This is a genomic window from Chelatococcus asaccharovorans, from assembly GCF_003201475.1.
Classification (GTDB): domain Bacteria; phylum Pseudomonadota; class Alphaproteobacteria; order Rhizobiales; family Beijerinckiaceae; genus Chelatococcus; species Chelatococcus asaccharovorans.
In genome coordinates, this window is the sequence record NZ_QJJK01000003.1 from 447,033 (window position 1) to 468,388 (window position 21,356).

The following is a 21,356-nucleotide window of genomic DNA, read 5'->3' on the forward strand; positions in this document are numbered from 1 at the left end:
GCACGTTGGTCAAGCCCGCGCGGCGCCCGAGTGTCGCCAAAGCGCGGATGCGTCAGCATCGTCGCGCTTTGGTATCAAGGGTTGGATTGCGGCGACGGACACGGGCCATAAAAAAGCTCCCCCGTCGTGCGATGGGGGAGCTCGTAAGTGGTTGACGAAACGAACGTCAATGGATGTTCTCAGGCATAGAGATCCGGATTGATCGACACGCCGGTGACGGCGACATCGTCATAGAGGTAGGTCTGTGCGGCGCCGAAATTCTGGCTGTTGAAGATCACGCTCTGGACGATCTGGGTTTTTGCGACCGTGTTCGCCTCCCCTTCGAACTCTCCCACGAGCTGACTGTAGACGACTTCGCCGTTCAGGCTCCAGACATGAGCATCACCGGTGAAATCGAAGGCGAGCGTCACCCAGCCGGTGCCCTCGAACGACACATACTCATCCCAGCCTTCATCGGAATTCCAGAAGCGGAACCCCGCGAAATCGCCGCCGTTGATACCCAAAGCGGCCGCGGCATCAGCATCGACATATTCGGCGATGGAGAAGCGCCCGCCGCCGTTGAGGGAGCCGACCGCGTCCTGCATCTGGATCCAGGCCCCGCTTAATTGCTTGGCTCCTTCATCCTGCGACCATTCCGGATCGATGTAGAACTTGAACTCCACATGGCTCCCATGGGCGAGATCCAGATAGTCCGTGCCGCCGTCCTTGATCAGGACGCCCTGGTAGCGCGCAAAATCCGACGCCCCCGTCGGTCCGTCGGGATTGACCGTGATGGCGATCGCTTTGCCTTGCTCTCCCCCCATTTCCACAGTCGACACGCCGGCTGGCGCCAGGCGGTCGGCGATCCAGTCGTCCGCGTTGGAGCCGTCATAGGCACCGATCGTCCCTTCGGGAATACTGTCGAACCCGTCCTGAAGGTCGACGTATGTCTTCTCCAGGTCGGGCCTGGAGATGCCATGGAGGGCATCCCAGGCATCGGCCTGGGAAAAAGCCTGCGGCGGGTCGCCGTCCTCGAACGGCCGCTCGCCGAAGACGAGCGCCGCCTCAGACCGCGGGTCGGGCTGGCCGTGGAAGCGATCATCGATGGCCGCGTCCGTCACATTGGCCAGAAGATTGTCGTGCAACGACTGCTGACGCGCCTCAAAGTTCGGAACGCCGCCGACTTTCGTCTGGACGATCTCGGTGATCGCGTCGCCGCCGTTGTTCAGGTAGTCGACATAGATGTTGGACAGCTCGATATTGGCGAGGTTGACGTCGACATTATAATAGTCGCCGCCGGGCGCCCCGGCATAATACTTGGCATCTCCATTCGCCCAGAACAGCAGGAACTTGTCGCCGATATCGCCGCTCGCGGTGCTGACGACATCCCAGACCGCGGAAGGACTGTTATCGCCGCCGACGCGCACGCCCGCGAGGTTCAGGGCTTCATGGGACTGATGGGTCGGCGACAGCGCGGGATAAGTGATATCGACGATCAGCCGCGCATTCGCGTCGACATCAATCTGCCGCGTGTCGGTGAAAATCGCGTCACTGCCGACAACCGTGACCTCGGCCTCGTCCTTGATTGCGAGGCTCATGAGACTGGCAAGGGCCACCTCCACCGATGCCCGTCCCGCCGCAGACACAATGACGGACGTGCCGCCCGCGCCTAAGGTGACGGACGCCGCGATATCCCCGATCTCAAGCCGGCCGGTTTCAGGATCGAAGACGGCAGCAGGCGTCAGACTCGTATCGTCGATCGTAACGGTGACCGGCGCGGCGCCGCTCACATCGAGTGTCAACGTCTCCGTGCCCTCGGTCAGGGCGTCAGCGCGGAAATGGACGGTGATCTCGGCTCGTCCATCGGCGCCGACCGTGAAGCTCGCCGGAAGCGTGCCGTCGATGTCGTCCGGGCTGCTCGTGCCGCCCCAATCGATCGAGACCGCAGTGCCCGCGGCGACCTGCGTCGTTTCGAGGGTGAAGGTGACACTGCTCCCCTCGCTGGCCCTCGACGCCGATGCGGTCACGGCATAGGTCGGGTCAGGCTCGGGTTCCGGATCGGGATCGGGATCCGGATCCGGATCGGGGTCTGGATCCGGATCCGGGTCTGGATCCGGGTCACCGCCCCCGATCAGGGAGCCATGGTCTTCGTCGACCGCGCCATCCGCGAAATCGGCCAGAAACGTGCGCAGGTTATCCCCGCCAAGGTCCTGAAACTCCTGGCTTTCCAGGAACGCGGAAGACAGTTGATTGCCATTGAGACGACCGCTTGCGACCAGGTCGACCCAGAAGTCGAAGCCCGCTTGATCGGGGGCCCGCCCGAGGAGATTCTCGTAGAAAATTCCGACCAGTTCCTCCGGCGTGACGTCGGCGCCGATCTCCGGATGGAGATCCTGAAACTCCGCGGACTTCGCAAAAGAGCCGAGAAGATCGGAAAAGGATGCAGCCCCGCTGCGAAACTGCTCCGCCCAGAAGGCCAGTCCGGCCCCATCCGGGGCACGCCCGAAGGCGCCCTGATAGAGAGCGACAATCGGCAGGATCACCTCATGGAGGTCAATGTATTCGTCGGACAAACGAAAAGCCCGCTCGATGTCCTCCAAGGAAGTGCCGCTGACGAGGGCACTTTCCCAAAAGGCGAGCTCATCCGGCCCCGGCGTGCGCAGCAGCAGGTCCTCATAAAGGTTAACAAGAGCTTGGGTCATCTTCCCCCCACCGATGCAGGCAGCACATCCCCATGTGCATAACCACCTGCAGCCCCGTCTCAATTATACTCATAATCTTCGACTTAACAATAGAATACATGCTCGCGGTGAGCTCGCGCAGGGAGAAATTCCCGGCAATCGCTCGCCACGGGCGCGATTTCCCGGAAAAATCTGCAAGCGGCGGGGTGCGACGCGGCCGGCTCGCGCAGGCAGGTTCCCGGCGCGGGAGGCCTGCGTGATGGCGTCGCCCTTGACGCCGGCGAGCGCGCTGCCAAAGGAAGGCGCCTGTCGCCGCTTGGCCGATCCTGCCGGCATGGGGCCGACGTCCGTCCTAAAATGTCATGGGGCTGGCCCAACCGGTCAAGCAAGCAAACGGGAAGAAACCATACTCAATCGCCCGGTGGCTCAACCGGGACCGCGACCCGCGGGATATAACCGGCACAGGTAATCTGGATTGCGCGCCGTGAACTCAGACATAGCACGCGCAGATGCATTGATCAGAGCCGTGTCCGCAACACGAGACGCGCATCAATGCCGATATGTGGAAGGTGTTCTCTCGCCAGGGTGAGCCGTATGAAGACAATCTTGACGGTCCTGGCAGTCTTTGCCTGCACCCTTGCACCCGATCAGTCGCGCGCTCGGAGCGACGTCCCCAAATATTGCAAAGCCGATCTGCAAAGATTTTGCAAGGACGTACGGGCAGGCAGCAGCCGCCTTCTTCAGTGTTTGAAGACAAACCACAGACTGCTCTCCCCCGAATGCGCGCAGGCGCTGCAGAAGCTGAAACCTTGAGGGCGCCGGTTCTTTGAGACGAATTGCCCTGCAGCCTCAACGGAGGAACCTGCCACCACCTCTGCACCGACGTTTCGTCACAGCCGTGCCGCGGTCCGTCGCGTCGGACACGGCTGATCTCGACATTCTTGTCAGCAAAAGGATCGATCACAATGTTTGTACCGCGTCGCCAAGTCCTCGCAGCACTCATCTCGAGCACAATGCTTGTCGCAACAGCCGGCATGATCCCCTCTCCGGCCGTGGCCCAACAGTCGGTCAATGTTCGCGGCGTCGGAGCTGTAGCGGTCGAGACTATCGATGTGCGCGTGGTTTCCGTCGATCTGCCGTCCCGCAATGTTGTCGTGGAACGAAGTGGCCGCCAATGGCGCATCACCGTTCCGGAGGACTTCGGCAGCCTGGCCGGCTTGCGCCGGCGTGATCGTCTGACCATCGATCGGGTCGAAAGCGCCCTGCTGGCCATCATGCCCGCAAAGCGGGGAACAAAGCCCGATGCCGTTTTCACGACGGACCGCAACGAGGGATTGTTTGATAACCTGCCGGCCCGCTGGATCGTGCGCAAGGCGACGATCACCGCACGGTTCACCAGTTTCGATCCAGCGACCAGCGTCGTTCGCTACGTCGGCCCGGAGGGACCAAGAACCATCCGGGTGATCGATCCCGCCGTGATCAGCGTCATGCAAACGCTGCGGCGGGGTGACATGGTCAATCTTGTCTTTACGGAAGCCACTCAGATTGTGCTCACTCCGCGCCGGCTCTGAAAACAAGCGTCGAGGCGCGAACTCAGCACAAGGACCAATCGACATTCAGCATGTCCAGCTGTCATGGCCGGGCTTGTCCTTGAGGTCGGGCTTGCCCGACTTCAAACTGTCCAACACGGAACTCGGCATCCGCTGAGTTCCGCAGCCATCCCGACGAACCGAGGCGCCTTTCCGGTCGGGATCACCGGAACTCGGCTCAGCCGAGTTCCTCATCAATAGCCAAATTCGGATAATCCGATTTCGGGGACAAGCCCGGTGATGACAAGGGTATCTCTTGGGCCATTCGTGAAGGCCGTGGCGCAAGGGCTGGCCGAAGCGATGCGGCACAATCGCCACAAATGCTCAATCATGGGTAAGTCTTGATCGGCAGTGATCGTCATCCGGGTGACGGCCGGAGGCGCCGCGAATGCCGCCCAGTACAACGCAAAAATGATATAAATCAATATTTTATGGATCATACTTGGCGCGATGTGTCGCGCCATTCACGCAGCGAGGGCGCTACTGCTGATTTTAGATTTATGATAATATAGGTTTTGTTGCGCATTGAGTGATGCGCTGCCAAGCTGAAGTCAGATGCCAATCCGTCGAGTCTCGGGGGCGCCGATGAAAGGCATGGAGTATCATGCCGAGAGCGAAAGCGGAACGATCGCCGCAACCGTTGAGCCCTCCCGGCAAAAGCTCGGCAGCCTCCTTCAACCCGGCTATATCCATCTTGGCGTGGCCAAGGAGATTGTCCCTGTACTGCAGGATTTCGGCGTTGATCCCCATCCCGTCATCCGGGAGGCCGGGCTTGATCCGTCGCTCTTCGACGATGTGACGAATGTCATTTCGCATGCAGCACTCGGACGCCTGCTCACCTTGAGCGTGGCCCGAACCAACTGCCCCCATTTCGGGCTCTTGGTCGGCCAGCGTGCAACCATCCTTTCTCTCGGCCTCGTCGGCCGCCTCATGCAGCATTGCGAAACAATGGGGGACGCACTCCGCAGCCTCGTTGCCAATCTCAGTATCCAGAACCGCGGTGCGGTCCCTGCCCTGTCGATCTCGGATGGAATGGCGCTCTTCACCTTTTCGGTCTATCAGCCGGAGACGGCGAGCGCGGACCAGATATCGGACGGTGCCCTCGCTGTCGCCGTCAATGCGATACGCAGTTTATGCGGGGCTGATTGGAACCCGGGTGAAGTCCTTCTGCCGCGCAAGGCTCCGAAGGACGTGACCGCCTACAAGCGCCACTTTCGCGCGGCTGTCCGCTTCAATCAGGAAAGTGCCACGCTCTCGTTCCCTGTCGGAGACCTCGATCTTCGCATTCCGGGGGCTGACCCCATGCTCCGCGTGGTCCTGGAAGAGCGCGTTCATCAACTGAAAGGCAGGCCGGGAACGGAGTTTTCAGATGATATCCGACGCCTGTTGCGCATGAGGTTGACCACCCACCGATGCTCGGCCGAGGAGATCGCTTTGTTGCTGGCTATGCATCGCAGAACCTTGAGCCGCCGTCTCAGAGGCTGCGGGATCGGGTATCGTACAATTGCGAACGAGATCCGGTTCGAGATTGCGCGGCAGTTGCTGGCGGACACGAAAATGCCGCTGGGCCAGATCGCTGCGACCCTCGGCTATTCGGAGGCAAGCGCCTTCACACGCGCATTCAGGCGGTGGTCGGGACAGCCGCCGACGCTCTGGCGCGCGGAAGACCGGCTCGCATAGCGGCCGCCTCTGGGCCCCCTGTCCGGCTTGAATGTGGATCGCGCACGTTCTGTCGGCCCCGGCACCGCGAGACCGACGGCGAGGCGCGTCTCATGCGTCTTTCCCCGAATTGCGCGAATGAACGCAAGAGAGCCCCGCGAGGGCCTGCAGGACAAATCGGGTGTGCGATGCGCCATTCACCTGGCCTCATCATCCAGGCCGTTCGTCTTCAGATAGCAAAGCACGGCGGCGTCAATCGTCGGGAAGAAGTGCGTCGCGTCGAAACGGCTGGACAAGCCAAACCTTCTCAGCTTGTCCTTGACCGGATCCTTAAGCTCGGCGAAGCAGAAGTCTATCCCCTGGGCCGTCAGCGCTTCATCCACCTCGATCAAGGCGTCGGCGGCCGTGACGTCGACGCTCGTGACCGGGGCAGCGGCGACAACGACGCAACGCGCCTTGGTCGGCGACTCTGCGGCCGCAGCCAGGACGCGCTCACGAAACAATTCCGCATTCGCGAAGAAGAGGGGCGCGTCCCACCGAAACAGGACCAGCCCGGGAATGCGGCTGGCATCGGGATAGCGGGTGATGTCGTGATAACCTTCGACACCGGCCGGGCGCCCCAGAACGGCATAATAGGGTCGCCAGCCGTCCCACAGGAACTCGATGATGGCAATGACGATCGCCAGACCTATCCCGGGAATGGGGCCGAGCACGGCGACGCCGACGAAGCACGTGATCGACAGCCAGAACTCCCAGCGCTGGATCCGGTAGATCCGCTTCAGGTCGGCCACCTCGAACAAGCCGATCGCCGAGGCGACGACCACGGCGGCCAGGGCCGCGCTGGGCAGGGTCCTGAGGAGATCGGGCGCAAACATGAGCAGCACCGCAATCGTGACCGCCCCAACGACCCCCGTGAGCTGGGTGCGGGCACCGGCGGCCTCGGCGACGGGGGTACGCGAGCTGCTGCTGCTGATGGGAAAGCCCTGGAACAACCCGGCCGCGAGATTGGCGGCCCCGAGCCCCAGCATCTCCTGGTTGGGATCGACCTTGGTGCCCATACGCGCGGCATAGGCGCGGGATAGCACGCTGGTGTCGGCAAAGGATACGAGAGCCACAGCCAGGCCCCCCAGCAGTATGGGGAGGATGTCGTCGAGCGCGATAAGGGGAAAGGTGAAAGCGGGCAGACCTTGGGGAACCGAGCCAAGGATCGCCACACCAAACCGGTCGGCGAGATTAAAGACACTGACCACCAGCGCCGCCCCCACGACCGCGACCAGGATGCCGGGCACGCGCTTGCTGCCGCGGAGCAGCAGTATCACCGCGAGCGTCGCAACGCCGATCATGCAGGATACCCAGTTGATCTGGCCGTCGACGATGGACTTCCCGATGGCCCATATATCGCGCAAAGGCCCCGTCGCGTCCGTCGAAAAGCCGAGCAATTTCGGAATCTGGCTGATCAGAACCGTCAAGGCGATGCCATTCATATATCCGTAGCGGATGGGCTTCGAAAGGAGTTCGGTCACGAAGCCCAACTTCCCCAGTCCCGCCGCGATCAGAACGGCACCGGAGACAAGCGCCATCGCGCCGGCGAGAACGACCGCCCGCTGGGGATCCCCGAGGGACAACGGCAGCACGACGCCGAGGATGACGGCCGCCAGCGCCGAATCCGGACCAAGGACGAGGATCCGGCTCGGGCCGACGAGCGCATAGACGAGAAGGGGAATGATCGTGGCATAGAGGCCGCATATCCCTGGCAAGCCGGACGCGACGGCATAGGCGACACCGACAGGGACGAGCATGGTCGCGAGCACGAGACCTGCCACGATATCCTGCCCGAGCCACGCGCGTTCATACGCGAGCAGGGTGCGCAGACCCGGCAACCAATGCAGCCATCCACGCCCCGTCGCCGCCTCCTCCGTCGCACGGATGGGCCCTGACGCGAGCGGCCGAGCCTTTCTGGGATCAGGAAACGTCATGGCCGCACTGTCTCGCACCTATCCCCATCGCCGCAGGCCCCGAGAGAGCACGTCCGTCCGACGACCGCAATAGTCCCATCGGAACCGGCATCCTCGCAGACGAACCGCCCTCAAGGACGGCCCTGGCAGCTGCCGCGTTCAGTAAAGCGCGGGCACCGTCTCGCGAACGGGAAGCCCGTCCTCGATCCCATCCGGCCGCCGCTGCACCTTCGGCACCTTCGGCAGATCGACCTTGACCTTCTTGTAGGGGATCTTGCTGAGCAAATGCGCGATAAGGTTGAGCCGCGCCCGGCGCTTGTCATCGGAGGGAACGATATACCATGGGCTCGCCGGGGTGTCGGTTTCGCGCAACATCTCCTGGTAAGCCGCCGTGTAGTCCCACCATCGCCGCACCGACTCGGTATCCATGGGGCTCAGCTTCCAATGCTTCACCGGCTCCTCGATCCGCGCCGCGAAACGCCGACGTTGTTCGTCCTGGCTGACATCCAGAAAATACTTCAGAAGGATGATCCCGTTGTCGAGCACCTCCTTCTCGAAAGACGGAACGAGCCGCATGAAGCGGTCGTACTCCACCTGGCTGCAGAACCCCATGACGCGCTCCACGCCAGCACGATTGTACCAGGAGCGGTCGAACAGAATGATCTCGCCGGCCGCGGGGAAATGGGCGACATATCGCTGGATATATAGCTGGCTTTTCTCGCGCTCGGTCGGTGCGGGCAAGGCGATATGCCGGAATATGCGCGGATTGACGCGTTGCATGATCCGGCTGATGACGCCGCCCTTGCCCGCGGTGTCCCGCCCCTCGAAGACGATGATGACCTTGGCGCCGGTGGCCTTGACCCAGGTCTGGAGCCATACGAGCTCGACCTGGAGCTTGCGTAGCTCGGTTTCAAACGCCTTCCGCTTCATGGGGACCTGAGACGTCACCGTGTCATGGACTGTGGCCCGCTTCGCTTTGACATCGTGCTTCCGGCTCATCCCGATCCTCCTCCCGCGCGAACGGTCACCCCCGTCCGGGGCTGGCGTGAAATCTGCCCATGCAGGGCGGGGTCAAGGAGGCGGCACAGTGGCGCGTCCCGTGGCTGACTGCCTCTGAATTGTCGCTCCCGCCCGTGTGACGCCGCTTGTCAATGCGCGGCTTCAACGCAACATGATCGCGCCCTTCGCGGCGGAAGGCTTGATCCTTTGGGACAGGTTCTTGACAGCTTGAGACATCGACCGGGGCTCCGTTTGCGCCTGTTCGGTCCGAAGGGTCGACAAACCCTGCGGAGGCCGTCGATCGGCGCCGGCATTTCGCAGCCACTTCGCTGGCGCGCCAAATAGGAAAGCCCGTCCCGGGTCACCCCGCGCCGTCCGAAACTGTCAAAGCGATGGCCCAAGCGGTCAAGCAGCATGACGGGAAGAAACCATACTCATCCGCGGAGCGAGAGGCCACCGGAGTGGACCTTGGATGGCGTGTCCGACGTCATCGATTGTGACGCTCTGCGGGCTTGTGGCACGACACCGCGGAGGGTGGAATGACTGATGCGGTCTCCTCTTTGGATGCGACTGGCCAACCCCGCCATCATGAGAGATACGACCGGCTCCTGGCCGCTGCCCGGTCGCTCCCGCCCTTGCGGGTCGCGATTGCCCATCCCTGCGACGCCTCCTCGATAGGAGCGGTGTTCGATGCCGTCGAACTCGGCCTCATCGATCCACTCCTGGTTGGGCCGACCGCCAAGATCCGGTCCGCGGCCGCCGACCTGGGGAAATCACTGGACAGTCTCGTCATCATCGATGCCCCCCATAGCCAAGCCTCTGCCGAGGCGGCTGTTGAACAGGTTCGCGCCGGAAAAGCCGATGCCCTGATGAAGGGAAGCCTGCACACGGATGAACTGATGGCGGCGGTCGTGCGTCGCGAAGGCGGGCTGCGCACGTCGCGCAGGATCAGCCACTGCTTCGTCATGGACGTCCCCGGCCACGACCGTGCTCTGATCATTACGGACGCGGCGATCAACATCGCCCCCACGCTTGAGGACAAGGTCCACATCGTTCAGAACGCCATCGATCTTGCACGCGCCTTGGGCGCCTCCCCTGTCCGCGTCGCCATTCTGTCGGCGATGGAAACCGTCAACCCCAAGGTTCCGTCGACGCTCGATGCGGCCGCGCTGTGCAAGATGGCCGACCGTGGCCAGATACGGGGCGGGATTCTGGATGGACCGCTTGCTCTCGACAACGCCATCGATATCGGCGCGGCGAAGATCAAGAACATCGCGTCTCCGGTGGCGGGTCTCGCCGACGTCCTCGTGGTGCCGGACCTGGAAGCGGGCAATATGCTTGCAAAGAGCCTGACCTTCCTGGCCAATGCAGACGCAGCCGGCATCGTGCTCGGAGCCCGCGTGCCGATCATCCTGACGAGCCGGGCCGACACGACGATCGCACGCCTCGCCTCCTGCGCGGTGGCCTCACTTGTCGCCAAGGCGCAGAGCCATCGCGTGACGATGGGCGAGGTATGAGAATGCGTCCCACACTGGTCGTTCTCAATGCCGGCTCGTCGAGCCTGAAATTCCAGGTCTTCGACAGGCTCGACGACGTCGATCCCAAAGTCGTCTGGAAAGGCCAGTATGAAGGTCTCGGTCAGCGAGCCCGTTTCCGGGTCGCGCGGGACACCGCTGCCATCGTGGACGAAGCACAATGGGCCGCCGAGGAGGGCGTCGACCACGAATTTGCCTTGATGCACCTGGTCACCTGGCTCCAGCAGTACCGGAACGAACGCAAGTTGGTGGCGATCGGCCATCGCGTCGTCCACGGAGGAGACGCCTACGCCGCGCCGGTCCTTGTCGACGACGAGGTTGTTGCAAGGCTTGAGACCCTGTCTCCGTTGGCGCCCCTGCACCAGCCTCACAATCTGCAGCCCATCGCCATCGCACGCCGTCGCATTCCGGATGTGCCGCAGGTCGCCTGCTTCGACACCGCCTTCCATCACAACCAGACCGAAATCGCGACGATGTACGCGCTGCCCAAGGATATCCGCGACCGCGGGGTCCGGCGCTACGGCTTTCATGGCCTGTCCTATGACTACATCGCATCGGTGCTAGAGGACACCGACCCGCGTCTGGCCAGCGGCAGGGTGGTCGCCGCCCATCTCGGTAACGGCGCAAGCCTCTGTGCGCTCTCGGGAGGCGTCAGCCTTGCCACGACCATGGGCTTCTCCGCGCTCGATGGGCTACCCATGGGAACACGCTGCGGCGCGATCGATGCCAGCGTGGTCTTCTACATGCTTCGCGAAATGGGGCACACAGCCGAAGAGGCCGAACGGGTTCTCTATACGCAATCCGGCCTGCTCGGCGTATCGGGCCTGTCCAACGACATGCGGACCTTGCGTCGCGAAGCCCCGTCCAATGCTGACGCGCGCAAGGCGATCGATCTCTTCGTCTATCGCATTATCCGCGAAACAGGCTCGCTGATCGCGGTACTCGGAGGCATCGATGGACTGATCTTCACGGCGGGCATAGGCGAAAACGACGCCGCAACGCGCGCGGCCGTCGTGGCCGGCCTGTCATGGACCGGGCTGACACTCGATGAAGCCGCCAACACTGCGGGCGGCCCCAGGATCTCATCGAGCGCGTCCCCCTCCGCCTGGGTCATCCCGACCAACGAGGAACTGGTTATCGCGCGACAGACGCGGGACGTGATCAACGCGGCTCGGCACAGCGTCTAGAACAGGGAGAACAATGCCATGGGCACTGAAAAGACGGGGACTGGCGACCCGAAGGGATGGCAGGAACTGGGCGACGAAACGTTCATGTCGGCTGATGATCTGCGCCGCTATATGAGCGAGATGCAGATGGCGCGAGCCACGCAATCGATGGAAAGCATGGATCGCGCCGAGCAGGCTCGGAAAGAACTGGTCAAACAGCTGACCGAACGCATCGATCTCACGCCGGAGCGGCTGAAGCAGGTCCTCCAGCCGCTCCGGGCAAAACTGCGGGCTGCAGCGGAGCGCGGGGATACGGAACTGCTGGTTATGCGTTTTCCAAACACGCTCTGTTCGGACCGGGGACGCGCCATCAACAACAGTGATCCGTCCTGGCCGGACACCCTGACGGGCCGGCCGCGGCAAGCCTATGAACTCTGGCAAAGCCAACTGAAAGACGCGGGCTTCAGCCTGTCGGCCATGATTATCGAATGGCCGGGCGGGATGCCCGGCGATGTCGGCTTCTTCCTGAAATGGGGGGCGAGCACGCCCTGATCATCAATGCCGGCGGAGGCTCTGGCATGCCAAAAGAACAAGCGACCATCGCGGCGTCGACGTCAGATGTGGCGCCCCCTGACGTCTTCAAGCTGCATGCGACGGTTGCCCAGGTCTTCGCCACGCGCTGCGCAACGGCTTGGGCCTCCTACCTGGACGCGGCGCAAGCTGCAACGCGACCGCTCTCGGAGGCATCGGCGGCACCCGACGCCTTCTGGGCCGATGTCACCGGCTATTGGCTGGATTTTGCCCAGCGCTCCATCCTTTTCTGGGACACGTTGCGCCAGCGGGGCAACAACTGGCTGGAGCACGAAAAGGCGGGCAAACCGCCCTTGTTGCACTTCCAGTGGGAGATGGTCGCGGATGCGCGTCAATTCGCTCAACCGGTGAATTACGCTCTCGTGCGCATCCTCCCGCCGGCCGGCGTGGAGACGGACCCTCAGCGACGTCCCTTTGTCGTCATCGATCCGCGGGCCGGTCATGGTCCAGGCATCGGCGGGTTCAAAGAGGATTCACAGGTCGGGGTCGCCCTCAAGGCTGGCCATCCCGTCTATTTCCTCATCTTCTTTCCGGAGCCGATGCCCGGCCAGACCCTCGCGGATGTCTCCCGCGCCGAGGCCGATTTCCTGCAAATCGTCGCCAAGCGCCATCCTGGTACACGTAAACCTGTCATCATCGGGAATTGTCAGGGCGGGTGGGCTTCCATGCTTGTCGGCGCCCTTGAGCCCGATGCGGTCGGCCCCATCGTGATCAACGGGGCGCCCATGTCCTATTGGGCCGGGAACGACGGTGAGAATCCGATGCGCTATTCCGGCGGTCTTCTCGGAGGGTCCTGGCCGGCGCTTTTCGCGAGCGACCTCGGTGCCGGCACCTTCGATGGTGCCGAACTGGTGCAGAATTTTGAGACCCTCAATCCGGCGAATACCTATTTCGACAAATACTACACCCTCTTCTCAAAGATCGATACAGAACCCCAACGCTTCCTCGATTTCGAGCGGTGGTGGGGAGGCTTCTTCATGATGGACCGCCGGGAAATCAAATGGATCGTCGAAAACCTGTTCGTCGGCAATGATCTCGTTGGAGGCGAGGCGGAGTGGTCGGAGGGGCGTGCCTTCGATCTGCGCGCGATCCGATCGCCAATCGTCCTGTTCGCTTCCCTCGGCGACAATATCACGCCTCCGCAGCAGGCCTTCAACTGGGTGGCCGATCTTTATCCCACCACCGAGGCGCTGAAGGCCAACGGGCAGGTCATCATCGGCTTGATGCACAAGAGCGTCGGCCATCTCGGCATCTTCGTCTCCGGCCAGGTCGCCCGGCGTGAACACAAGCAGATCTTCGATCTCGTCGAGTACATCGAGCATTTGCCTCCGGGCCTATATGGCATGCAGATCGAGGAGAAGGTGGTGGATGGTGCAATTCACTACGATGCTCTGCTCACGGAACGCGCCGTGGAAGACTTGCACCAGCTGCAAAAATACGCGCGCAGGGATGAAATTCCGTTTGAAGCGGTCAAGGCGACGTCCGATGTGTTGGCGTCGGCTTATGAGGCCTATGCGCATCCCTTGATTGCCGCGCTCGTCACGCCCGCGGGGGCGGCCATGCGCAGGAGCCTGCATCCGCAGCGGATGCAGCGCTGGGCGCTCTCGGATCTCAACCCCTTCCTGCTGCCGGTGAAAGGCATGGCGGATTGGGTGAAGGCCAATCGCCTGCCGCACGACGAGGCGGGCGGCCTCGCGCGTCTGGAGAGAACCTGCGCGGCTTTGACCTCGGCGACCTGGGACCTCTACCGCGACCTGCGGGACGCCGCGCTGGAAAATGCGTTCTTCACAGCTTACGGGGCTGCGGGCCTTTTCATGCCATCGCAAAGGCGCACTCATCCCGAACCCGATGATGTCCGGGACGACAAGCCTCTCGAAGAGGTCCTGTCCCGGATAGCCGAAGGTGGCCGCACAGCGGCCATGGTGCGCACAGCGCTCCTTTTGATGAAGGCTGGGACAGGAAGGCGGCGGCTTTCCGCGATGAAGCGCGCCCGAGAGCTCGCTGGCAGGGATATCGGCCTTCTCGACATGTCGGCGGAGCAGGCTCGCGCCATCATACGCGAGCAGGCTTCCATTGTGGAACGCGCCCCCGAAAGGGCCCTGGCCGCCCTTCCCGCGCTCTTGCCCGCATCGTCCGACCGGCGCGCGCTTCTTGACCTTCTCGCGCGTCTCGAGATGCGGCTCGACGCCAATCCTGACCAGAAGGATTTGCTCGCAAAGCTCCGCGGCCTACTATCGGACACGCATGCTGGCGATCCCTCGCCGCGGCATCGATCGCTGGAACGTTCCAGCAAACGACGCGTGCAGAATGGCGCCGGTGGGACGCCGACAATCCCGGAAGCCGCATCCGGCACCTGAGGCCTTCATGCCCGAGACATCAGACGCTCCACTCCTCTCCAAAGTCCTCCACGGCAAGCGCGCGCTCGTCATCGGCATCGCCAACGAGCAGTCGATCGCCTATGGCTGCGCGCGGGTTTTCCGCCAACTCGGCGCGGATCTTGCCATAACCTACCTGAACGATAAGGCGAGGCCCTATGTCGAGCCGCTCGCCCAAGCCCTCGAGGCCCGGATCTTCGCGCCCTGCGACTTCAGCCACAGCGGCGAGCTCGAGGAGGTTTTCGGGCAGATCGAGAAGCGTTGGGGGCGTCTCGACATCGCGCTCCATTCCGTCGCCTACGCGCCCAGGGAGGACCTGCGCGGGCGGCTGGTCGACAGCTCCGACGAGGGCTTCAAGGTGGCGATGGATATCTCCTGCCATTCCTTCATCCGCATGGCACGCCTCGCCGAGCCCCTGATGACGGAGGGCGGCACCCTGATTGCGATGAGCTATCACGGCGCCAACAAGGTCGTGCCGCACTACAATCTGATGGGGCCCGTCAAGGCTGCTCTCGAGAGCACGGTTCGCTATCTCGCCTACGAACTCGGCCCCAAGGACATCCGCGTGCACGCGGTTTCCCCGGGGCCTCTCAAAACCAGAGCGGCTTCCGGCCTCAAGGACTTCGATGTGCTGCTGGCCGATGCCACGGAGCGCAGCCCCATCGGGGAATTGATCGATATCGACGATGTTGGCCTCACGACAGCCTTTCTGGCGACGCCATTCGCACGGCGGCTCACCGGGACGACCACCTACGTCGACGGCGGCCTGAGCATCATGGCCTGAACAGTTGGCCGCCCCCATTGCAGACGGAGGAAACAATGCCAATTTCGCGACGCCTCGGCTCGCTCGCTCTTCTTGCCACCATCGCCCTCACCCTGCTCGCGGCACAGGCCTCCGCGCAGACGGCAAAGCCAAAGCCGGCGGGACGCGTCGTGATCGATCAGACCCAGGTCGCCTTCATCGGAAGCGCGGCCGTTGGGGGTGGCACATTGCACTTTCGCGGACGCAGCTACCCCTTCACGATCAATGGCCTCGGCTTCGGCGGTGTCGGCGTATCCAAGCTGCGCGCAACCGGCGAGGTCTTTCATCTGACCCGGGCCCGTGATCTCGAGGGCATCTATGGTCAGGTCCGGATCGGTTGGGCTCTTGCCAGCAAGGGCGATGGACGGCTGTGGCTGCAGAACGACAAAGGTGTCGTCCTGCGGCTGCAATCCAAGAGGCAGGGATTGATGCTCGCCGGCGGCGCGGATGCCGTACGGATCGAGCTGCGTTGACGCTGGCAAACCCGGCTGGCAGGTCGCGGCTCACCGCGGCTCAGGTCCCGTCTGTCCGTGGAGCAGCATTGCGTGACGGAGGACCTCGAAGATCACCGCGGTTGACCAGCCAAACAACAATATGCCGTTCATCGCCGCCATCGGACCGAGCAGGCGCCATTCGGCGGCGGGGAGGATGTCGCCATATCCAAGAGTCGTATAATTGACGAACGCGAAATAGATCGCTTCCGTTTCGACAGGAATGACTTGCAACACGGCATATGTCGCCGCCCACAGAAAGACCTCGGCCACATGCGTCGCAAGAAGCACGGTGGCGGTCGCGACCATCACGATGGGTAGCCAGCTCCGCGGCCGGTCATGCGCCCAGGCCGTCGCGCCCCGAGCCGTGCGCACGACCGTTGTCATGACGACGGCGTGAGCGGCGATATTGCAGAGGCTTATGAAAATCCCGACGAGAAGTTGGCCCAGCATGGACGACCCTTGAGCGCAGTCTGTTGCGGATATATTGCGCTCCACAATAGACGATCAAATCCGGCTTGCATGGGCCCATCTGGTTCAATCCCGCCGGATTGGCGCTCGAGCAAATCCGCTTTCGATGAAATCGTCTGATGCCATCTAAGTCTCTGAATTTCCCCGCCAATTTTTGATTTCAGCAAGTCCGCGACAGACGGACTTGCTCTAAGCAGGGGCTCCGGGGATGAGATAGAGAACAACCGCGATAATCAGATAAAGCGCCAGGAGCTGCGCGCCCTTGAACCAATCCGCATGGCCGGACATCGTGACAGCGGACCCGAGAAGGACGGCGCCGAACAGCATCCACATCTCGGCCTGGGAAAAGACGAGCTGGAATTGCGTCGAGCCGATGATCGGTGCGAGCAGGACCAGCATCGGTGCGACGAACAGCGCGATCTGCACGCAGCTGCCAAGTGCGATGCCAAGGCTGAGATCGATGCGATTGGATCGTGCCATGGCGACCGCCGATCCGGCCTCTGCCGCGCCGCCGACAATGGCCAGCACGATCACCCCCATGAACATCTGCGACATGCCGAGCGACCGACTGGCCTGCTCGGCGGCTCCAACCAGGATCTCGCTCATCCAGGCTGCGCCGCCGGAGGCAATGAGGAGCATCAGGATGCCGCGCGCCATTCCCGGGTGATCGCTTGCCTCCTCCCGCGCGGGCGCGCCGAGTTCGGCGAAGGTCTCGGGATGGGTACGCAGCGAATAGAGAAGGAAGAGCCCATAGAGAGACAGCAGCACCACGGCGACGATCAGATCCAGCGCGACATACTGGATTTGGGCAGCCTGCTCGCCGAGCGCGCGGTGAAATGCGCTCGGCAGCGCCAGGCTGAGCCAGGCCAGCACCATGGTGGAGGAGAAGGCCGCGACGGCACGCGGATTGTACTCCTGTTTCCAATGGCGCAGGCCGCCCAGTAGGAATGAGAGGCCCAGCGCGAAGAGCAGGTTGGCCAGAAGAGCTCCGATGATCGAGGCCCGGACCATCTCGATAAGACCGGCCCGCAGCGCCGCCAGGGCGATGATGAGCTCCGGAAGATTGCCGAATGTCGCATTCAACAGCCCGCCCACGGTCGCACCCGCATGGGCCGCGACCTGCTCGGTCCCCTTCACGATGAGCCCCGCGAAGGGCACGATGGCGATCGCCGCGCAAAAGAACACGAAGCCAGCAGGCACATGGCCCACCCGATCAAGCAGGACGGCGACCGGTGCGAAGATCAGAAGCCAGTTGATCGAGGGGCGAAGCCCGAGCCCCCGGGGGCGGCGCTCTTCCTGTGTTGTTGGCCTGGGTGTCATCATCTGGCTCGCCCGCAACAGGACTACGAGAACGGACAGCGTTCCGGGCGGACCGGGCGCTGCGGAGCAGATCCGCAATCGGCGGGCCTGCGCTAGAGCAAATCCGACTTAGATGGAATCGCCTGATACCATCTAAGTCGGTGAATTTGCTCGTTAATTTTTGAGCGGAGCAAGTCCGCAAAAGACGGACTTGCTCTAGACGGTTTCGAGCGACGTGGACACCGGTTCGCGGGAAGACAATGCGAACAACAACCGGCCTATCCGGTGAACCGGAATTCACCCGATATGTTCTAGTGCCCCCCGAAAACAAGGGTCCGGATCGGCAGGATGATCGCCTGGATCCGCAGGAGCATGGCATGGACCAGCGCCACGCCATCGACGACATGGAGCGCGGCCCGCCGCAGCGCACCGATATCTTTTGACATGAGCTGTTCGTGGTTGCTGCTGTAGGCATTGGCGATGCAGCTGCTTCCGGGCATGACTCCGTCGAGCCCACCTTCATAAAGTGGTTCCAGCGTCACCAGGATCGTCCCGGGTTGGGAGACGGACTGCAGGTCGATCAGTTGATCACCACCCTTGAACTGCCCGGCCGCGATAAAGTCCTGGACGCCCGTGACCACCAGCGGGATTATCATCCACGGCTTTGAAATACATGCGGCTTCCGCAACCATGCCGACGCGCATGACTTGCGCCTCGACCTGACTGAAGCCCGCTTGCAGGTTGCCCCGGCCCGCCTCCTTCGGTATCAGCACGCCGCCCGGCCGCATCAACGGATTGACGATATCGCCCACCCGCAGGGTGAATTGCTCCAGGCGCCCTGTGACACCTGCCCGGATCACGGTCTTGTCGAGATCGACCTGCGCCTGGGCCAGCGCTGCCTCCGCGCTGGCCTTCTCAGCCGGCAAGAGGGCGCTGATCCTGGCCTCCGCTTCCTGTTTCGACGCCGTCGCGGCATCGATCGAGCCCTGGCGCCCTTCGACCGCGACCTCCAATCTCTCGATGTCGCGCACGGCGACTGCGCCCGGGTTTCGTCGATAAATCTCGCGCTTGGTTTCCAGTTCGTCGACGGCCTGCTGGTAGGCGCCCCTGGCCTCCCGCAATCGGCCGTCCGCGCCCAGCAAATCGGCGCGCGCAACCAGGAGAGCAGCGTCCGCTTCTGCTATCCGGCGCCGCGCCGTTTCGGCTGCAGCTTCCTGGCGTGAGCTGTCGAGCCGAAAAATGGGTTCACCCTGCTTCACGTCCGCACTAAAACCAACGAATACTTCCGCGACGCGTCCATTGGATTCCGGCAAAACAGGAATGGAACGAAACAATACGGTCGCGTTATTCGTCGCGGGATGATTGTAAAAAATAACGGTAATAAGCCCTACCGTTAACATAAGACACGAAATTATGCCCCATCTCAATTCGAACCAGACCGAATATAACGTAATCTCCTTGCCGATCCGCTTCCCCTGCGCGTATCTCCGGTAGAGATAATCGGGCAGGATCGTGAGAAGGGAGCACAACAGAAGCTCAAGCATGGGACGACGGGTCCGTTCGAAGAGGCGACGGCCTGCTGTCCAGCGTTGCGGGGCTATCGACCGACATCTCCTGCGGACCGTCGCCTTCAGCCTCCGCCCCGGGCTTCATGCCGGCGATCGTTTCCAGGGACTTCGCCATGCTGCGCAGGGGCTGTCCGAAATCAGGGAGGTCGATCAGCGCCAGCAACAGGCCAGCCACCCAGAAAATATGCATATGCGTGAAGAGGGCCAGCAAGCCGAGCACGGCAACGATCTCGAACTGCAGCTTGTGCGACTTATGCGCAATGCGCTCAGGCAGCGTATGCAGGCGCAGAAAAAGGAGCCCGACGGCGAGGACGGTGAGGAGGATAAAGGTCGCCATCACCCCCATGAGGACGTCGGTCGCACCGGGCTCGGTGATGAAAAACGGCAGATCATGCGGCGCGGCCGGATTGATCGGGTTCATGTCATCCCTCCCGACATGGTCCGAACCGTGAGAGGAGGCAAGGCCTTGGCGTCGCCACAGAAGCTATGGCACCGGCACCGGTCGCCGTCTCGTCCCCATCTTGTCACCGCCACCGCCCTGTTCGTATGGCGTCGCATCCGTTTGGTACGGATAGCGCCATTATCGGCGTGCCACGCCCGGCCGCTTGACCGGTTGTGCCACCGGCTTGACAGTTTGTGACGTGCGGCGATATCCGGCCCGCTCATGGCATAGGCTTGCCGTCCGGCTTCCGATCGCCTCGAAGCCCGCGCCCGCAGAAGACGGGGCCTTGGTGGCTCGGAGGCACCGACCTGGATGGCATCGGGCGGATCCATTCAAGTCGAATTTGCGCCAGCACGATGCCGCCACGCCCGCTGGGGCATGGGCAGGCACCCGCCCGATCCTCCCCGAAGCGCGCCCGCCGCGACGGGGCGGGGCGACCGCGCCACCGTGGTGGCCAATCACGCGACAGGCGTCATCCTTACGATCTGACCAAGGAGGCCAGCTCCAGATCTTCACGATATCTGAACAGTTCGGTTGATTTGCGGCCCTTAAACGGTAGATTGTCTTTGGCCCGCCAACGGGTTACCCCAGTGGAGTTTCCAATGTCTGATCTTGTCGTCGTTGTTTATCCTTCCGAGCAGAAAGCAGAAGAAGTTCGTCAGCGCCTGTTCGAGCTCCAGAAGGAATATCTCATCAAGATCGGCGACGCCGTGATCGCGACGAAGAACGACAATGGTCACGTGAAGCTTAACCAGCTCATGAACACGACGGCAGCCGGGGCAGCCTCGGGCAGTCTTTGGGGCCTCCTGATCGGCGCCGTTTTCCTGATGCCGCTGGTCGGCGTCGTTGTCGGAGCCGCCTCGGGTGCGCTCGGTGGCGCTCTGACCGACTACGGCATCAACGACAAGTTCATGAAGGAACTCAGCGAATCGCTGCAGCCCGGAAGTGCGGCGCTGTTCGTGCTGGTGCAGCAGGTGACCGGCGACAAGGTGCTCGAGGAACTGCGCGGCACGGGCGGCACCGTCCTCAAGACCTCGCTCGATCACAGCAAGGAGCAGGCCCTGCGTGAAGCCCTCGCGGCCGCTCCTCTGCATGCGCCCGCCCCCGCCGCGCCGTCGGCGTGAGCCTGGGATTCCAGCGAATGAGTCACGCCGTGAGATCTTTTATGAGACTATCGCTTGCGACCGCGGCCCTATGCGTCGCGGTTCCCCTGCTGTCGGTGGCGACGCCGGCAAGCGCGGCGGGCTTCTCCTGCCCCTGGAAGCCCATCGCGGATGGAAAGCAGGCCGCGAACGTGGAAAAGCTTCTGCCAACCGGCGATGCCTTTGACGATATCGCGCAGCTGAACGCCGCCGTCTACGCCCTGCGCCAGCAGGGCACGCCGGAGACGCTGGTCATCGACAGCCTCGTTGCCGCCTATTGCCCGGTCGTCGCATCGAACACAGCGCTGACCGATGCACAGAAGTCGGCGCGGGTCATGCGGTTCGCGGCCCGCGTGATGCGCACGGTGTATTCGCTGGACAACGCCGACGCGATCATCCTCGATGTGCCCCTGCGGCCGACGCTGGTCGAGGCGGCGCGCGCCAAGGCCAAGGCCGCGGGCATTTCCGTGGAGGCCTGGATCGCCGGCCTCGTCGAGGCCCAGGCCAACCGCTGACCAGGGATCAGCCCGCCCCGCTTGAGCATCGCCAGACTGAAGCGGGGCGGTTGCGCGTTTCCGAGCGCATCGGAAAGGCCGGCCGATTGCGACCTCC

19 protein-coding genes are annotated in these 21,356 nt (G+C 62.9%); 11 read left to right on the forward strand and 8 right to left on the reverse strand.

Translation table 11 applies throughout. The features are described from left to right. Positions 1–179: 179 nt before the first annotated feature. Complete coding sequence (locus tag C7450_RS09490; RefSeq protein WP_110374188.1) at positions 180–2,681, reverse strand: DUF4214 domain-containing protein; 2,502 nt, start codon at positions 2,679–2,681, stop codon at positions 180–182. A gap of 573 nt (positions 2,682–3,254) precedes the next feature. Here C7450_RS09490 and C7450_RS09495 point away from each other — a divergent pair. Both C7450_RS09495 and C7450_RS09500 read left to right on the forward strand, forming a co-directional pair. Then, complete coding sequence (locus tag C7450_RS09495) at positions 3,255–3,473, forward strand: cysteine rich repeat-containing protein (RefSeq protein WP_110374189.1); 219 nt, start codon at positions 3,255–3,257, stop codon at positions 3,471–3,473. Between the two features lie 152 nt (positions 3,474–3,625). Next, positions 3,626–4,231 (forward strand): hypothetical protein, encoded by a 606-nt coding sequence (locus tag C7450_RS09500; RefSeq protein WP_146227306.1) that lies wholly within the window; start codon positions 3,626–3,628, stop codon positions 4,229–4,231. A 212-nt stretch (positions 4,232–4,443) separates the two neighbouring features. Here the strand turns inward: C7450_RS09500 and C7450_RS09505 are convergent, their stop codons facing one another. After that, entirely contained in the window at positions 4,444–4,713 is a 270-nt protein-coding gene (locus C7450_RS09505; RefSeq protein ID WP_170147160.1) for a hypothetical protein, read from the reverse strand. A gap of 121 nt (positions 4,714–4,834) precedes the next feature. Between C7450_RS09505 and C7450_RS09510 the strand changes: the two genes are divergently transcribed. Continuing rightward, on the forward strand, positions 4,835–5,929 hold the full coding sequence (locus tag C7450_RS09510) for an AraC family transcriptional regulator (protein WP_245449559.1): 1,095 nt from the start codon (positions 4,835–4,837) through the stop codon (positions 5,927–5,929). 176 nt (positions 5,930–6,105) lie between these two features. Here the strand turns inward: C7450_RS09510 and C7450_RS09515 are convergent, their stop codons facing one another. After that, positions 6,106–7,884, reverse strand: a complete 1,779-nt coding sequence (locus C7450_RS09515; RefSeq protein ID WP_110374193.1) for a SulP family inorganic anion transporter — start codon at positions 7,882–7,884, stop codon at positions 6,106–6,108. Between the two features lie 138 nt (positions 7,885–8,022). Then, positions 8,023–8,862, reverse strand: a complete 840-nt coding sequence (ppk2, locus tag C7450_RS09520) for a polyphosphate kinase 2 (RefSeq protein WP_110374194.1) — start codon at positions 8,860–8,862, stop codon at positions 8,023–8,025. A gap of 539 nt (positions 8,863–9,401) precedes the next feature. On the opposite strand from ppk2, the gene C7450_RS09525 reads away from it, so the two are divergent. From C7450_RS09525 to C7450_RS09550, 6 genes are read left to right on the forward strand one after another with little or no spacing between them, the layout of a single operon-like run. Next, a complete protein-coding gene (locus C7450_RS09525) occupies positions 9,402–10,379 on the forward strand; it encodes a phosphate acetyltransferase (RefSeq protein WP_110374195.1) in 978 nt (325 codons plus the stop codon). A 2-nt stretch (positions 10,380–10,381) separates the two neighbouring features. After that, entirely contained in the window at positions 10,382–11,584 is a 1,203-nt protein-coding gene (locus tag C7450_RS09530; RefSeq protein WP_110374196.1) for an acetate/propionate family kinase, read from the forward strand. Positions 11,585–11,602: 18 nt separating this feature from the next. Continuing rightward, positions 11,603–12,115 carry a hypothetical protein gene (locus C7450_RS09535; RefSeq protein WP_110374197.1) on the forward strand — a complete coding sequence of 171 codons (513 nt, stop codon included), beginning with the start codon at positions 11,603–11,605 and terminating at the stop codon, positions 12,113–12,115. Between the two features lie 26 nt (positions 12,116–12,141). Beyond that, positions 12,142–14,511, forward strand: a complete 2,370-nt coding sequence (locus C7450_RS09540; RefSeq protein ID WP_110374303.1) for a DUF3141 domain-containing protein — start codon at positions 12,142–12,144, stop codon at positions 14,509–14,511. 7 nt (positions 14,512–14,518) lie between these two features. After that, positions 14,519–15,313, forward strand: coding sequence for an enoyl-ACP reductase FabI (fabI, locus tag C7450_RS09545; protein ID WP_110374304.1), 795 nt, complete (start codon positions 14,519–14,521; stop codon positions 15,311–15,313). 35 nt (positions 15,314–15,348) lie between these two features. Beyond that, on the forward strand, positions 15,349–15,804 hold the full coding sequence (locus tag C7450_RS09550) for a hypothetical protein (protein ID WP_110374198.1): 456 nt from the start codon (positions 15,349–15,351) through the stop codon (positions 15,802–15,804). A 30-nt stretch (positions 15,805–15,834) separates the two neighbouring features. Here the strand turns inward: C7450_RS09550 and C7450_RS09555 are convergent, their stop codons facing one another. The 4 genes from C7450_RS09555 to C7450_RS09570 form a co-directional block, all read right to left on the reverse strand. Further along, the gene (locus C7450_RS09555; RefSeq protein ID WP_342588495.1) at positions 15,835–16,131 is read right to left on the reverse strand and encodes a potassium channel family protein; all 297 of its coding nucleotides are present in this window, start codon (positions 16,129–16,131) and stop codon (positions 15,835–15,837) included. Positions 16,132–16,482: 351 nt separating this feature from the next. Next, positions 16,483–17,616, reverse strand: a complete 1,134-nt coding sequence (cax, locus tag C7450_RS09560) for a calcium/proton exchanger (protein ID WP_110374200.1) — start codon at positions 17,614–17,616, stop codon at positions 16,483–16,485. A gap of 287 nt (positions 17,617–17,903) precedes the next feature. After that, positions 17,904–19,136 carry an HlyD family secretion protein gene (locus tag C7450_RS09565; RefSeq protein ID WP_110374201.1) on the reverse strand — a complete coding sequence of 411 codons (1,233 nt, stop codon included), beginning with the start codon at positions 19,134–19,136 and terminating at the stop codon, positions 17,904–17,906. After that, entirely contained in the window at positions 19,129–19,581 is a 453-nt protein-coding gene (locus C7450_RS09570) for a hypothetical protein (RefSeq protein WP_245449561.1), read from the reverse strand. Before C7450_RS09570 ends, C7450_RS09565 begins: the two co-directional genes overlap by 8 nt. 623 nt (positions 19,582–20,204) lie before the next feature. Here C7450_RS09570 and C7450_RS09575 point away from each other — a divergent pair. Beyond that, entirely contained in the window at positions 20,205–20,726 is a 522-nt protein-coding gene (locus C7450_RS09575) for a DUF1269 domain-containing protein (RefSeq protein ID WP_110374202.1), read from the forward strand. Between the two features lie 41 nt (positions 20,727–20,767). Further along, positions 20,768–21,259, forward strand: a complete 492-nt coding sequence (locus C7450_RS09580) for a hypothetical protein (protein ID WP_110374203.1) — start codon at positions 20,768–20,770, stop codon at positions 21,257–21,259. Positions 21,260–21,356: the final 97 nt, after the last annotated feature.

Coding starts and splice junctions, on each gene's coding strand:
- C7450_RS09490 (WP_110374188.1), bottom strand. CDS start 2,681: ATGACCCAAGCTCTTGTTAACCTTTATGAGGACCTGCTGCTGCGCACG.
- C7450_RS09495 (WP_110374189.1), top strand. CDS start 3,255: ATGAAGACAATCTTGACGGTCCTGGCAGTCTTTGCCTGCACCCTTGCA.
- C7450_RS09500 (WP_146227306.1), top strand. CDS start 3,626: ATGTTTGTACCGCGTCGCCAAGTCCTCGCAGCACTCATCTCGAGCACA.
- C7450_RS09505 (WP_170147160.1), bottom strand. CDS start 4,713: ATGGCGCGACACATCGCGCCAAGTATGATCCATAAAATATTGATTTAT.
- C7450_RS09510 (WP_245449559.1), top strand. CDS start 4,835: ATGAAAGGCATGGAGTATCATGCCGAGAGCGAAAGCGGAACGATCGCC.
- C7450_RS09515 (WP_110374193.1), bottom strand. CDS start 7,884: ATGACGTTTCCTGATCCCAGAAAGGCTCGGCCGCTCGCGTCAGGGCCC.
- ppk2 (WP_110374194.1), bottom strand. CDS start 8,862: ATGAGCCGGAAGCACGATGTCAAAGCGAAGCGGGCCACAGTCCATGAC.
- C7450_RS09525 (WP_110374195.1), top strand. CDS start 9,402: ATGACTGATGCGGTCTCCTCTTTGGATGCGACTGGCCAACCCCGCCAT.
- C7450_RS09530 (WP_110374196.1), top strand. CDS start 10,382: ATGCGTCCCACACTGGTCGTTCTCAATGCCGGCTCGTCGAGCCTGAAA.
- C7450_RS09535 (WP_110374197.1), top strand. CDS start 11,603: ATGGGCACTGAAAAGACGGGGACTGGCGACCCGAAGGGATGGCAGGAA.
- C7450_RS09540 (WP_110374303.1), top strand. CDS start 12,142: ATGCCAAAAGAACAAGCGACCATCGCGGCGTCGACGTCAGATGTGGCG.
- fabI (WP_110374304.1), top strand. CDS start 14,519: ATGCCCGAGACATCAGACGCTCCACTCCTCTCCAAAGTCCTCCACGGC.
- C7450_RS09550 (WP_110374198.1), top strand. CDS start 15,349: ATGCCAATTTCGCGACGCCTCGGCTCGCTCGCTCTTCTTGCCACCATC.
- C7450_RS09555 (WP_342588495.1), bottom strand. CDS start 16,131: ATGGTCGCGACCGCCACCGTGCTTCTTGCGACGCATGTGGCCGAGGTC.
- cax (WP_110374200.1), bottom strand. CDS start 17,616: ATGATGACACCCAGGCCAACAACACAGGAAGAGCGCCGCCCCCGGGGG.
- C7450_RS09565 (WP_110374201.1), bottom strand. CDS start 19,136: ATGCTTGAGCTTCTGTTGTGCTCCCTTCTCACGATCCTGCCCGATTAT.
- C7450_RS09570 (WP_245449561.1), bottom strand. CDS start 19,581: ATGAACCCGATCAATCCGGCCGCGCCGCATGATCTGCCGTTTTTCATC.
- C7450_RS09575 (WP_110374202.1), top strand. CDS start 20,205: ATGTCTGATCTTGTCGTCGTTGTTTATCCTTCCGAGCAGAAAGCAGAA.
- C7450_RS09580 (WP_110374203.1), top strand. CDS start 20,768: ATGAGACTATCGCTTGCGACCGCGGCCCTATGCGTCGCGGTTCCCCTG.